Origin of the sequence: Heyndrickxia sp. NPDC080065 (assembly GCF_050281185.1) — a bacterium.
GTDB lineage: Bacteria > Bacillota > Bacilli > Bacillales > Bacillaceae_C > Heyndrickxia.
In genome coordinates this window covers 226,449-239,859 of sequence record NZ_JBNNWS010000008.1, presented here as the reverse complement: position 1 = coordinate 239,859, position 13,411 = coordinate 226,449, and the positions used below count along the sequence as shown (strand labels likewise).

12 protein-coding genes are annotated in these 13,411 nt (G+C 34.1%); 7 read left to right on the top strand and 5 right to left on the bottom strand.

Annotated features, from left to right (window positions below):
- The first annotated feature begins 55 nt into the window (after positions 1-55).
- The gene (locus ACQKP0_RS11815; protein ID WP_427406047.1) at positions 56-1,444 is read left to right on the top strand and encodes a Mur ligase family protein; all 1,389 of its coding nucleotides are present in this window, start codon (positions 56-58) and stop codon (positions 1,442-1,444) included.
- Positions 1,445-1,545: 101 nt separating this feature from the next.
- On the opposite strand, the gene ACQKP0_RS11810 is transcribed toward ACQKP0_RS11815, so the two are convergent.
- Entirely contained in the window at positions 1,546-2,472 is a 927-nt protein-coding gene (locus ACQKP0_RS11810; protein WP_427406046.1) for a C40 family peptidase, read from the bottom strand.
- A gap of 365 nt (positions 2,473-2,837) precedes the next feature.
- Here ACQKP0_RS11810 and ACQKP0_RS11805 point away from each other — a divergent pair, with 365 nt between their 5' ends.
- Positions 2,838-3,911 (top strand): Gfo/Idh/MocA family protein, encoded by a 1,074-nt coding sequence (locus ACQKP0_RS11805; protein WP_427406045.1) that lies wholly within the window; start codon positions 2,838-2,840, stop codon positions 3,909-3,911.
- A gap of 100 nt (positions 3,912-4,011) precedes the next feature.
- Here the strand turns inward: ACQKP0_RS11805 and fabI are convergent, their stop codons facing one another.
- Entirely contained in the window at positions 4,012-4,794 is a 783-nt protein-coding gene (gene fabI / locus ACQKP0_RS11800) for an enoyl-ACP reductase FabI (RefSeq protein WP_427406044.1), read from the bottom strand.
- A gap of 111 nt (positions 4,795-4,905) precedes the next feature.
- Entirely contained in the window at positions 4,906-6,762 is a 1,857-nt protein-coding gene (locus ACQKP0_RS11795) for a monovalent cation:proton antiporter family protein (protein ID WP_427406043.1), read from the bottom strand.
- 293 nt (positions 6,763-7,055) lie between these two features.
- Here ACQKP0_RS11795 and prpE point away from each other — a divergent pair, with 293 nt between their 5' ends.
- The 5 genes from prpE (at position 7,056) to ACQKP0_RS11770 (ending at position 11,436) form a co-directional block, all read left to right on the top strand.
- Entirely contained in the window at positions 7,056-7,796 is a 741-nt protein-coding gene (gene prpE / locus ACQKP0_RS11790; protein ID WP_427406042.1) for a bis(5'-nucleosyl)-tetraphosphatase PrpE, read from the top strand.
- 152 nt (positions 7,797-7,948) lie between these two features.
- Complete coding sequence (locus ACQKP0_RS11785; RefSeq protein ID WP_427406041.1) at positions 7,949-8,722, top strand: SDR family oxidoreductase; 774 nt, start codon at positions 7,949-7,951, stop codon at positions 8,720-8,722.
- Positions 8,723-8,831: 109 nt separating this feature from the next.
- The gene (locus ACQKP0_RS11780) at positions 8,832-9,185 is read left to right on the top strand and encodes a hypothetical protein (RefSeq protein WP_427406040.1); all 354 of its coding nucleotides are present in this window, start codon (positions 8,832-8,834) and stop codon (positions 9,183-9,185) included.
- Positions 9,178-10,233, top strand: a complete 1,056-nt coding sequence (locus tag ACQKP0_RS11775; protein ID WP_427406039.1) for an alpha/beta fold hydrolase — start codon at positions 9,178-9,180, stop codon at positions 10,231-10,233. Before ACQKP0_RS11780 ends, ACQKP0_RS11775 begins: the two co-directional genes overlap by 8 nt.
- 348 nt (positions 10,234-10,581) lie before the next feature.
- Positions 10,582-11,436, top strand: a complete 855-nt coding sequence (locus ACQKP0_RS11770; protein WP_427406038.1) for a nuclease-related domain-containing protein — start codon at positions 10,582-10,584, stop codon at positions 11,434-11,436.
- 289 nt (positions 11,437-11,725) lie between these two features.
- Here the strand turns inward: ACQKP0_RS11770 and ACQKP0_RS11765 are convergent, their stop codons facing one another.
- Together ACQKP0_RS11765 and ACQKP0_RS11760 are read right to left on the bottom strand one after the other, a co-directional pair.
- Positions 11,726-12,613: an RluA family pseudouridine synthase gene (locus ACQKP0_RS11765; RefSeq protein ID WP_427406037.1), complete on the bottom strand. Its 888-nt coding sequence runs from the start codon at positions 12,611-12,613 to the stop codon at positions 11,726-11,728.
- Entirely contained in the window at positions 12,613-13,407 is a 795-nt protein-coding gene (locus ACQKP0_RS11760; RefSeq protein ID WP_427406036.1) for an NAD kinase, read from the bottom strand. The genes ACQKP0_RS11765 and ACQKP0_RS11760 overlap by 1 nt, the downstream gene beginning before the upstream one ends.
- Positions 13,408-13,411 lie beyond the last annotated feature (4 nt).

Below are 13,411 nucleotides of genomic sequence, written 5' to 3'. Positions count from 1 at the left end.
CCCCATACATCAAGGGTATGCTTCTCATACTGTATAATAGAAAGGAGGAACTTTATTGCAACCTTTACTAGTAAGAGATATTCGAAAATTGCTTCAAGGTGAATTAATTTGCGGCTCAGAACTTTGGAAGGTAAGGGAAGCCATCTACTATCATCGACACGATCTTACTAAGAAGCATACACTTATGTTTGTCAGTAGAAGTGATTCTATAAACTGGAATGAAATTAATAAAAAGGGGCCATCTCTCGTCATATCTGATAAACCTCATTCAGAATTGAACAAAGCCTTGCCAAATACAACTGTAATAAAAGTTAGAAGCCTTGTGCAAGCATACTGGAAATTTATCGAGTATTATCGCAACCTTTTTCAGATACCTGTTGTTACAATAACTGGTACATGCGGAAAAACTACAACAAAAGAGATGATCAAACATATTTTAAGTAAAGATCGGAATGTCCATGCTTCTGAAAGCAGCAAAAATGAACCACGAAGGTCATTTCCATATTTAATGGGAATTGACGAAAAAACTGATGCAGCTGTTTTCGAACATGGATTGGGGAACTCAGGTAATATTACGCATCAATGTATGATTTATCAACCTACAATCGGGATCATTACAAATATTGGTGTTCATCATTTAGATGGATGTAAAAATCTTGAAGGATATATTAAAGCTAAATCAGAAATTGTAGAAGGTATCAAAAAGGGCGGTACCTTAATTTTAAATGCGGATGATGAAAATACTAAGAAGGTTCCTATACAATCATTCAAAGGAAAGATTATCTATTTTGGGACTAATATGAGGTCTGATTTCAGAGCCTCCAATATCAAAGTATCTAAAAACGGAATGTCTTTCCTTCTTCATCATTCAAATAATACGTATGAATCTTTTATCCCCGGATACGGAGAACACCAAGTATATAACGCACTTGCTGCACTAGCGGCTGTAAATGTAATGGGAATGAATATAAACGAAGCGATTACTCGTCTAGCAACTTATCAGAATATGAGTAGACACTTAGAGTTTTTTTCTGGAATAGGTGGAAGTACCATTATAGATGATACATGGACAAATAATCCCACTTCTGTGGAAGCAGCTTTAAAAGTACTTGATTCAATTGGAAAAGGGAAAAATGTTATTCTCGTATTAGGTGATATCAATAGATTAGGTAATTTTGAAAAGAAGTACCATCGTGAAATTGGCAGTATGGTTGCTAAAAGAAATATTCATACCCTAGTTACAATTGGAAACAAGGCTGAGGAAATAGCCAAACAAGCAATGCAAGATGGAACAGAAGCCAATGTTCATATTTTTAAAGATGTTTACGGACTCAAAGAAATTTTAGAACCTTTACTAGACAGTAAAGCGATTTTACTTATTAAAGGCCCAATGTCAAGCAGATCCATGATCGAATTTGCTAGCAGTTTGAAAAAGGATAATTGAATATTTTCATATTTTTTCACATAGAGGAATCTTACCTAATTAAAATATAGAAGCATTCGATGCTTAGACATCGAATGCTTCGGTAAGGTTTTATTTTTTGCTTAAAAAACACGTTTTGCAGTGATATAATGCTGATCATAATAATCAACAAAAAGAACTCTTGTAATAATTCCGTTCGAATTCGGGATAATAAGTCTGTAATCCCCTGCATAGATCGCTACTGAAGTTGGTGTGCTTGATCCCTTCACACTGTTAAAGAAGATCAAATCACCTTTCTTTAAGCTCCCTCTTGCTACTGTTTTTCCGAGTTTCATTTGTTCTTTTATATTAGTTGTTCCTAAATTAACTCCATTTTTTTTATAGATATAATTAACAAAACCTGTGCCTGTAAATTTCATGGCTTTTTCATCATTTGTATTACCCATTTTCACTTTATTCATTAAATCATATGAAAGTTTAACAATGTTATCGCTTTTAGTTGCAGGATTTGATGGGAGTAAGCTTGGTAATACCCTTCTTGCTGAGAAGTAACTGTCTTTATAATAAGGCTTACTATCTAAATCTGAAATTACAATATTTTGTTTTGGGTCTGCCATATGAATAATTTTATTATCGCCAATATACATTCCTACATGATCTGGATCAGTGCCTGTTTTCTTACTTTTAAAGAAAACTAGATCACCTTTTTGCAGTTGATTTCTAGGAACATAAGTGCCTTGTTTAACCATATAATCTTCATTATACGTAGCAAGGTCTACTCCATTTTTTTCAAAGATATACATAATAAAAGACGCACATGAAAATTTGTATGGGGCTGTTGGTTTGTATTCCGAGTTACTGTACGTAGCCTTCCCTATTAAACTCTTACCAGTTTGAATCAATTGATTGGCTTTTGCTTCCACAGCTAATTGATTATTTTGAGGATTTACAGCAGCTGCTTCGACTTTTACTTCATTTAGAGAAGTCACCCCTATAGTACTTAAACCTAGTGTAACTGCAAGTGTAGTTATTGCTAGATGTTTTTTCATTGGTTACCTCCAAAGATGTTTTGATGATCACGCAAACCGATTTTAACATAGAAAAGTAAAACGCCTTTGAGGAAAATTCCCCCAATCTCTTCATAGTTTGTCCTTAAGCCTTACCCTATCAGGTTTTTCTAACAATTTTACAGTTTAATTACAATGCTACTTTTCTTTTACAATTCATTCTCTTTCTAATATTCATTGAATATTTAACATTCTAGTAATCTAGCCGTTACGATGATTTCTTCATTACATAATCTATGTTGACGACAAAACAGCGACTACTTCAAGGAGGTAAATAATGTTTCATTTAATAGACTTAAAAATAGATAATAAATTCCCGAATGGATATTATTTGGTGGAGAAATAACGTGGGTGTTAATTTTGGTTTAATAGGTTGCGGGTACATTTCAAAATGTCATATAGAGGCTTTGGCAACTTTTGACGATGCCAAGCTTGTTGCAGTTAGTGATCTTATTAACGAAAGAATGTCTGAAGCAATCCATCATTATAAAAAATTGTCTAATGAACATCATTTAATAAACCTTTATGAAAATTACACCGAAATGCTCAAAAATGATGAAGTCGATGTAGTTATAGTTTGTACAGTTCCAAGGCTTCATGCTGAAATGGCGAAAGCTGTGTTAATGGCAGAAAAGCATGTGATTCTTGAAAAACCAATGTCTTTATCACTTAAAGATGCAGACGAAATTATTCAGCTTGCAAAAGATAATAACCGTGAAGTTTGTATTTGTCATCCAATGCGTTTTAAACCAATTATAAAGAGAATCAAACAGATTATTGATGAAGGGATAATCGGAAAACCCTTTTTAGGTATCGCATCTATTCGGATAAACCGTTCTTCAGAATATTATGCCGCAGCTAATTGGCCTGGGGATTGGGAAAAAGACGGTGGAATCCTTGTTAATCAAGGGATGCACCTTATCGATTTAATGCAATGGTTTTTAGGTGATATAAAAAATGTATATGGAGATAATATTTCCTTTTCCAAGACAGAAGAAACAGAAGATATCTCTCTTGGCATTATTACCTTCACAAACGGGGCAAAAGGATTAATCGAAGCCAATATCATCACACAACCAAAAAATTCAGGCTACCAACTATCAATATTTGGTAATAAAGGATGTATCTCTCTAGAAGGCTCATCATTAAACAAGCTCATTCGATGGTATATGATAGAGGAAGAAACAAATTTTGAACATTTAGAAGAACTTTTGAAAGATAATAAGGAGTATATTTATATGTATGAAAACTTTATTCACTCAATACAAGACGCAAATGAAGAATTACTTATTGATGGATTTGAGGGAAGAAAAGTGTTAGAGACTATTTTCTCTATCTATCATTCATTTACGAAAAAAATGGTTATTGATATATCATCAAGCTCCTTTTCAAGTAGTATGAAAGATAATGATGCAGAATAAACTTTGGAAAATTTAGAATTACCCGAGATTTGGAGAAATCATAAAGAAAAGTCTTATTTCCTATGAAATGAGACTTTTCTTTATGTTATTTGTTTAAAAATCAGTACCCAATTACATGGTAGCCAGAATCCACATGAATATTTTCACCAGTAATTCCTCGAGATAAATCACTGAATAGGAATAGTGCGGTATCTCCTACTTCCTCCTGAGTTGTCACTCGGCGAAGTGGTGCTTTTTCTTCGACTTCTCTTAAAATGGTGTTAAAGTCACTTACACCTTTTGCCGACAATGTACGAATTGGACCCGCTGAAATAGAGTTGACACGAATTCCATATTTTCCAAGATCACTCGCTAAATATTTCACACTTGCTTCTAATGAAGCTTTTGCAACACCCATGACATTGTAGTTTGTCATTACTCGTTCTCCGCCTAAATAGGATAATGTAATAAAGCTGCCTCCTTCAGGCATTAATTCCAAATTTTTCACTTCTTTAGCAATGGCAGAGAGTGAATACGAACTAATATTTTGTGCAAGTAAAAAACCTTCGCGTGTTACATTTAAATATTCACCGCTTAACTCTTCTTTATTTGCAAAAGCAACGCAGTGAGCAACCCCATGGATAGCACCAATTTCATTTTTAATTTTACTAAAGCATGCATGTATTTGTTCGTCACTAGTCACATCACATTGAAGAATTATAGAGTCTTGACCATCTAGGGTTCCTGCTAGCTCGCGAACGCTTTTCTCCGTACGGTCACGTCCGTATGTAAAGATTAATCTTGCTCCAGCTTCATGTAAAGAACGTGCAATCCCCCAAGCGATACTCCGTTTATTAGCAACGCCCATAACAACATAGGTTTTACCCTGTAAAGAAAGATTCATATTTTATTTCCTCCTCGAATGGATTATGAATGATTACAATATTATCACAAGTTATTAGTACCTAGTACTAATTTTACCTGATTTTCTTAAACAATGAAAGTTTATTTTAAACTAACACCAATCACAAAATTCTAATTCACGCTTTAGTTCATCAACATATTCTTTTGAGCCGGTAACAATCAGCCGATCATTAAAATGAAGTTCAGTGTCACCATGCGGAATAATGGATTCTCCTCCACGAAAAATCCTGACAAAAATAACATCTCCGGTAAACGGAAATTTTCTTAGTGTCATTCCTTCAAATTCATTGTTTAACATTTTAATTTCAAATAAAGATGTTTCTTGATTGGTTAATATTTTCATCACACTTGGTGATTCAATTAACGCTCTCAATAATGCTTGTGTAGAAAGAAGCGTTGAGAACACTTCTACATTTTGATTTTTCACCATCTGCTCGAGCTCTGGACTTTCAACTCTAGCAATAACTCTTTCTACGCCTTTATGCTTTGCTTCTATCGCTATCGCAGCATTTGTTTTTTCGTCCCCTGACATGATAACCATTATATCTGAAGAAAAGACACCTTCTTGTTCCAATGTTGGAATGTCATAATTGTGAATTTCTTTTTCATTAAAAAGCGAATCAGCAATTTGGTTATCCGCCTTATCCTGATTAGTATGATATAAAGTTGGCTCATATAATTTCTGGCTTAATTCCCTGTTAATCGATAGCGTCAACTGATTGGCACCTAATAAAGCGACTTTCTGTTTTCGTTCTTGCAGGTTTTCTTTAGGGAAAATTTTTCTAAATAATATCGGTGTAATGATACAAGTGATAACTGCTACCAATATGAATGTCCCACTCATTTCAGGAGTAATCGCACCAATTCGTTCAGCAATTTTTGCTGCTGCAATGACCAGAGAAAGTGTCGATGTGAGCAAAAAGGCCGATGAGATGACTGTCTTAGTGTCATACCATTTTTTCAGTAAGAAAACTGGAATGATTTTTGAAATTAGAAAAGCAACCATTAATAATGGGATCAGTAATAGTAATTTTTTTTCGCTTAACAAAGACCATATATCGAGGTCAACACCGACCATTACGAAAAAAATAGGTATTAAAAATCCATATCCAAACGAATCTAGCTGCCGGACCATTTCTGGATTTGGTGCTAACAATGATACAAGAGTACCGGCCAGGAAAGCTCCTAAAATATTTTCGGCACCTACTGATTCAGAAAGGGCAACAAGAACTAGAATAAGTGTGAATACAGCTCGTGTCCCAATTTGAGTAGTACCTTTTGATAGTTTTTCAAAAAATGATTTTTGTTTAAATCGCCTTGCAATGAAATAAAGAAGGACACCTGCTGCAAAAAGAATCAAAAGCAGCCACATGTTTCCCCCGCCGTCACCTGTTAGTGACACATAGACCGTTAATAATATCATCGTCACAAGATCAGCAATGACAGCAATTAAGAGAATGATTTGGCCAATAGCCGCTTTCATAATATGAGCATCTTTTAATGTAGGTACTACTACACCTAATGAAATGGTAGATATAATTAGCGTCAATAAAAATACATCTTGCATTAAGCCTGCTAATACAAATAAGTATGAAAGCAGAACAGATATAATGAGAATGCCAATAAAAATGATAAACGCTACCTTTAAACGGTTAGGTTCTTTTTTACCATTTGGCAATGTGGCTGTTTTTTTGTTTCCCGAAAATGCCGAAAAATCAATTTCCAGCCCGCTTAAAAACATTAAAAAAATAAAACCTAGAGTGGACAAAGTTTGCAACCACATATCCTTTTCGATTAAATTAAATCCACTTTTTCCAATGATCAATCCAACAATAATTTCACCAATTACAACAGGAATAACATTGAGCTTGAAACGATGTAGTAAAAGTGGAGTAAGAAATGCAGCTATGACAACAATAACAACAGAGGTAAGTGATCCACTTTCCATGGTTTCTCCCCTTTCTGGAGGTCAAAGATGAAAATCAAATTTTATGCGATTTTTCAAATTTCCTCATTAATTTTATTTCTACTCCGAAATAGGTTTCATAAGAAACACACTTCTTATGGTCCATGTTTATTTTTATATCCTACCAAAACTATATTAATTTGTCGTTAAATAAGAATGTGTACAGTATTCTTTTTTGATTTATCTTTAATAGTATTATGTTTCCATATTTACTCATTATATTTACATCAACCAATTAGAATAATAAAAAAAAGAATATCTTAAAGGAGTTTAAAATGAAAACAGATATTATTGGCGATATTCATGGCTGCTATGATGAATTCTTCACACTGACAAAAAAGCTGGGATATGATTGGAGTGAAGGAATTCCAGTCCATCCCGATCATCGTAAACTAAGCTTTGTTGGTGATTTAACCGATCGAGGTCCGCATTCGTTAAAAATAATTGAAATCGTATGGAAGCTGTGGCAGCAAAATCTTGCTTTCTATGTTCCAGGAAATCATTGCAATAAACTTTACCGATATTTTATCGGAAGAAACGTACAAATAACTCATGGACTTGAAACAACTGTTGCTGAACTTAAGGCATGTACACCGAAAGAAGAAAACCATTATAAAAAGATGTTTATCCAATTATATGAAGAATCCCCGCTTTACCAAATATTAAACGACAAAAAGCTAATCATCGCTCACGCGGGAATACGAGAGGATTATATTGGCCAGTACCATAAAAGTGTTAAAACCTTCGTTTTATACGGAGATATTACAGGTGAAAAACATGAGGACGGCTCACCAGTTAGACGCGATTGGGCAAAACATTATACTGGCAGCACATGGATTGTATATGGACATACCCCTGTTAAAGAAGCTAGATTCGTTAACCATACAGTTAACATTGATACTGGGGCAGTTTTCGGAGGAAAACTCACAGCTTTACGTTATCCGGAGATGGAAATAGTTTCAGTTGTTTCATCCATGCCCTATGTCCCAGAGAAGTTTAGAACATTTGCAGAATAACTAGACTTAGTGAATCTATCATCTATATAATTTTTCTAAAAATAGGGCTTCGGCAAAAATATCAATTTTAACACACTTCCTCATCTGATTATCTATAATGAATAGAATCCAAAATTCTAATTATGTAACTCTTATAAGAAAGGATGATTTCTTTGAGGTTGAAGGAGTTATTTGATCTATCGAATAAAACAGCTATTGTTACAGGTGGGGGAAGTGGACTTGGCGCACAAATGGCAAGTGCCCTTGCAGAAGCAGGTGCCAATGTAGTTATTTGTTCCCGTAATCTCGAAACTTGCCAAAAAATGAGTGAACACTTAAACCAACAAGGTTTTCAATCAATTGCGCTTAAATGTGATGTCACAAAACAAGAAGATATTGAATTTGTAGTGAAACAAACACTGGAAACGTTCGGCAGCATTAACATACTAATTAATAATAGCGGAACATCGTGGATCCATCCAGTACTTGATTTGCCAGATGATAAATGGGACAAAGTCATGAATGTAAATCTTAAAGGGATGTTCTTTTTTTCTCAAGCAGTTGCTAAAGTCATGAAAGTGCAAGGTAGCGGGAAAATAATTAATATTTCTTCTGTTACTGGACTTTACGGAACCAATCCGGCATTTCTAGATTCTATCGCATATAACACTAGTAAAGGCGCTGTGGTTTCCTTAACGAAAGATCTAGCTGTAAAACTCGCTGATTATAACATTCAAGTTAACGCAATTGCCCCTGGATTTTTTCCTACAAAAATAACAAAAGTATTAGATCATGCAAACAAAATTCTTTTAAGCAAAATCCCTGCTAAACGTTTCGGAAGTGACTCTGATTTAAAAGGAACCGCCCTCTTCCTATCATCTAAAGCCTCCGATTATATTACCGGACAATTGCTAGTTGTAGATGGCGGATTAACCGTTAACTTATAGCAGTTATAACAAATGTTGAAATGTTTGTCACATTTATCATCACATCAAAAACATTTCTATGAATACTTCAGCTGTTTTCACATTTAAAAAATTGAAAGGAGTTTCATTTATGTCAAATAAAATATCAATAGACATCTATCAAATTTTAAAAATGAGTGGACTTAAGCTAGAAGAAACAATAAATCAATCCATTCAATCCAAACTAAATAACGAAGCAATTGTAAAACAATTCGGTACACATAGTAGAGTAGCTGCAGCTGTAATTAAAAAACTTCAAAATACTGTTGAAACAGTCTCTATTCCTTTAAATTTCCCAACAAAAAATGATGTTGCTAACGCTACAAAAATAAATATACAGACAGAAGAAAAGGTCGATCAAATTGATGAAAAAGTGGATGAATTACTAATTGCTCTTAAAGAACTTAAACAATTAGCTTCAAAGGGTGGAAATCAAAATGGGTAATACCATAAGCAGGATACACGAATTACCGATAAAAGAGCTAAAAAGATGGGCAGGTTTCTTTAAAACGACTATTCATCCAGTAACTGAGACTGGTCTCTTGCCTAAAGAAATTTGGAAAAAAAATAAAACCACCTTGTGGTATTACGAACCAACTATAAAAAAATATCAAACCCCTTTATTTCTAGTATATTCTCTCGTTAACCAACCGTTCATTCTAGATCTTTGTAAAGGAAATAGTTTTATTCAAACATTAATTGACAGTGGTTATGAGGTATACCTACTTGATTTTGGGATTCCTGGATACGAAGATAAGGATTTAACCTTCAATGATTATATTACAAAATACTTGAGTAAAGGTGTACAACGAGCTTTATCTCATTCAGGGGCAGAAGAAATAAGCATCATGGGATTTTGTTTAGGTGGAACTTTGGCTGCGATGTATACGAGTATTGCTAAAGAACCAATCAAAAATTTAATTCTTGCTTCAACACCCATCGATTTTCAATATGTCCCTAATTATAGCAACTGGAAAAAACCACTAACCGAAAAACAAACAAATTTTGATGAAATTTTAGATTCTGTAGGCCTAATTTCACCATTATTTATATATTATGGGATTCGTTTAATTACATCCCCTGTTTACTACTCCCCATACTTATCACTATTAAATCATGCATATGATGCACAATATCAAATTAAATGGAGCAGGATGAATGAATGGACAAAGGGCCATATCCCTATGCCTGGTACAGTATTGAAACAATTATTTAATGATCTAATTAAAGAAAATAAACTAAAAAATGGAGGGATGATTATAGAAGGAGAAGAAGTAAGCTTAAAAAATATTAAAGCAAATTTATTAGTAATTGGATCACAAAATGACAAACTTGTACCAAAAGAGCAAATCATGCCTATTATGGATTTAGTCTCGAGTGAAGATAAAACCTTTCAACTTCTCCACAAGGGACATGTAAGTTTACCAGAAAATGGACAGATCCCTTCATACCTATCAAATTGGCTATCCCTAAGATCAAACCCAATTAATTGAATGTTGAAAACTTAATCAATTGTGAATTTGGTCATATCATTAAAAAGGAGGTTTTTAAATGCTTTTCGATTTTGAAGATTATCGACCACTTAAAAACCATTGTGAACTAATAGGATATTTAGGTTTTGCAGGATTAATATTTAAAGTATTTTGTTAGATGAATAAAAGTGCGGTTTACTATTAACCTTTGGTTAACAAAAACGCGAGGCACTTTGCTTTGCGTTTTTTATTTTTTTATCATTGTCAATATAGGAAGAATTTCGTAAAATTAAAAAAAGAAAGTTAGGTGATGTAATTATCATTATTAAACAACGTAAAGAATCATTTGAACTAAATGTTTTAAAGTCATTGAACATTCGAATGGATTTACCTGAAAAAGAAAAGCTTGATTATTTAAACCTTCAAAAAGGCTTCTTAGGTGAAAAAAAGTTTGATGAATATTTATCAAACCTCTCAAAAGATTGGACGGTCCTCAATGATTTACTACTCGAAACAAATAATACCTCCTATCAAATTGATAGTTTATGCATTCATTCTGAAACGAACTACCTTTTTGAAGTAAAAAATTATGAGGGTGATTTCTATATTGAAAATGACACATGGTATTCATTATCCGGAAAAGAAATAACCAATCCGTTACAACAGTTGCACCGAATTGAATCACTATTCCGCCGATTCATTAAAAGTTCTGGATTCAATTATTCAATTGAATCATATCTTATCTTTATCAACCCCGAGTTCCACTTGTACAACGCTCCACGAAATCTGCAGATTGTTTTTCCACCCCAGATTAACCGCTTTATGAAAAATCTAGAGAACAAATCTTCTAATTTAGCAAAAAATCATACGAAACTAGTTGACCGACTATTAGCTTCCCATATGCAAGTGTCACCCTATAAGAGAATACCTAAATATACGTTAAATGATCTTAAGAAAGGAATTACTTGTATGAAATGCCAATCTTTTTATACAAGTTTTATAAGAAAAACTTTGGAATGTAGTTACTGTGCTCACAAAGAGGATGTTACAAATGCCGTATTACGTAGCATAGCCGAATTGACCATCCTATTTCCAGAAACAAAAATTACCACTAAAATAATCCATGAGTGGTGTAAGAACATTCCTTTTCAAACGATACAGAGGATTATTTCAAAAAACTTTAATCTTTTCGGACATGGTAAAAGTGCATATTATGTGAAATAAAATATTTATTGCTGTAAGCTGAAGATATTTTGGATTTTGTTTACTTTATCTATATAACACTGGGACTTTGATATAGATATTTTGGATTTTGTTCGATTTATCTATATCATAACGGGACTTTGATATAGATATTTTGGATTTTGTTCGATATATCTATATCATAACGGGGCTTTGATATAGATATTTTGAATTTTGTTCGCTTTATCTATATCATACCGGGGCTTTGCAAGAAGACCCCTCAACCCCAAAAAATAATAGACCTTCGGCTCTATGACCAAGGCCCATTATTTCATACGTCAAATGGAAAATAACTATGAAAATTCAATTCCTTTTCCAGTGTAGGATGGTAAAAAGAGAGGTTGCTGCAATGTAGCGCCTGACGCTTATAAATGTCAGTACTACCACCGTAAAGCTCATCGCCTAATAACGGATGCCCAATAAATGACATATGCACACGGATTTGATGTGTCCTTCCTGTGTCCAGCCACAGTTTCACATGACAATAACCAGATTTTTGCTTCAATACTTCAAAATGGGTCCGTGCGAATTGTCCGTCCATCCGTACTTCTCTTTCAATGATACTCGTGTCTTTTCTGCCGATGGGAGCCTCAATCGTTCCACTAGCTTGATCCAAAACACCCTCAACTAACGCTTCATATGTACGCTTAATCAACCTTTTTTGCTGCATTTGACTTAATAAATGATGCATATATCGATGTTTCGCAACTAGTACTAAACCAGAAGTATTTCGGTCAAGACGTGTCACAATGTGTACAGTAGCCTCTATACCACCTTTTTGATAATACCCAATGATTGCATTGGCAAGACTGCCAGTCGGGTGTTCTCTTGAAGGGATCGTGTTCATATATGGCGGTTTTTCGATGACCAAAATATCTCGATCCTCATATATGATTTTTAAAGGAATATTTTCTCCTACTAATGTTTCACTGCTTTTTTCAGGAGGAAAAATAACTTCGAGATGATCTTCAATGTTCAACCGATACAAAACATTTTCTTCCTGACCATTAACTAAAATTTTACCGCCAGAAAATTTAATATCTGTTAAAGATCTTCTAGAGATCTCCTGTTCGATTAAATATTCCTTAATCATCTTACCTTCATCTTTTTCTTCAATACACCATTGTAAGGAAAATGAAACCACCCTATTCACCTTCATTAATCTGATATAAACGAATCATGGACTCGTTTCCAAAATGGAAATGGACGAAAGCGTGCAAATCGAATTTTTTCATCTGCGACACGAAATTGAATCGATTTCACATCTTTATGCAATAATGTCAAATGATCAATTGTAACCATAAAATCCTGTTCTCTAACTGGCTTCAACGTACAAGTATGATGCCCTGGAAAAATCAATGGTGATCCGATAGTACGAAATACTTTGTTATTAATCGAAGCCATCTCAGCTAATTGAATCGCTTGTAAAGAAGGATGAATGATTGCCCCTCCAAGGGCTTTATTATAAGCCGTGCTTCCGGATGGAGTTGAAACACATAGTCCATCACCGCGGAATCGCTCAAAATGCTGACCACGAACCTCAATATCCATTACCAATGTACCTTCTACACATTTTACGGTAGATTCATTTAAAGCTAAATATCTTGTCTCTTTTCCGCCATGCTGGTAACGAATAATCACTTCAAGCAGTGGATACTCAACTACTTGATAAGGAGTCTTTGCAATTGCAATAACTAGTTTTTCAATTTCCTCAGGAACCCAGTCTGCATAAAAACCTAAATGCCCCGTATGTACACCTACAAATGCCGTTTTATCTAATCTCGAGCTATATCGATGAAAAGCATATAACAGGGTGCCATCACCACCAACTGATATGACGATATCAGGTTGATCATCATCATATTCAAGCCCAAAGTCCTGCAAATATGTACGAATCTTATGCATTAATGTATTTGATTTTGCATTTCCTTTTGATGTTATTGAGAATTTCATTCCT

What these genes read in the sequence shown, in the direction of transcription:
- ACQKP0_RS11810 (WP_427406046.1), bottom strand. Translation starts at nt 2,472, where the DNA reads ATGAAAAAACATCTAGCAATAACTACACTTGCAGTTACACTAGGTTTA.
- fabI (WP_427406044.1), bottom strand. Translation starts at nt 4,794, where the DNA reads ATGAATCTTTCTTTACAGGGTAAAACCTATGTTGTTATGGGCGTTGCT.
- ACQKP0_RS11795 (WP_427406043.1), bottom strand. Translation starts at nt 6,762, where the DNA reads ATGGAAAGTGGATCACTTACCTCTGTTGTTATTGTTGTCATAGCTGCA.
- prpE (WP_427406042.1), top strand. Translation starts at nt 7,056, where the DNA reads ATGAAAACAGATATTATTGGCGATATTCATGGCTGCTATGATGAATTC.
- ACQKP0_RS11780 (WP_427406040.1), top strand. Translation starts at nt 8,832, where the DNA reads ATGTCAAATAAAATATCAATAGACATCTATCAAATTTTAAAAATGAGT.
- ACQKP0_RS11775 (WP_427406039.1), top strand. Translation starts at nt 9,178, where the DNA reads ATGGGTAATACCATAAGCAGGATACACGAATTACCGATAAAAGAGCTA.
- ACQKP0_RS11765 (WP_427406037.1), bottom strand. Translation starts at nt 12,613, where the DNA reads ATGAAGGTGAATAGGGTGGTTTCATTTTCCTTACAATGGTGTATTGAA.
- ACQKP0_RS11760 (WP_427406036.1), bottom strand. Translation starts at nt 13,407, where the DNA reads ATGAAATTCTCAATAACATCAAAAGGAAATGCAAAATCAAATACATTA.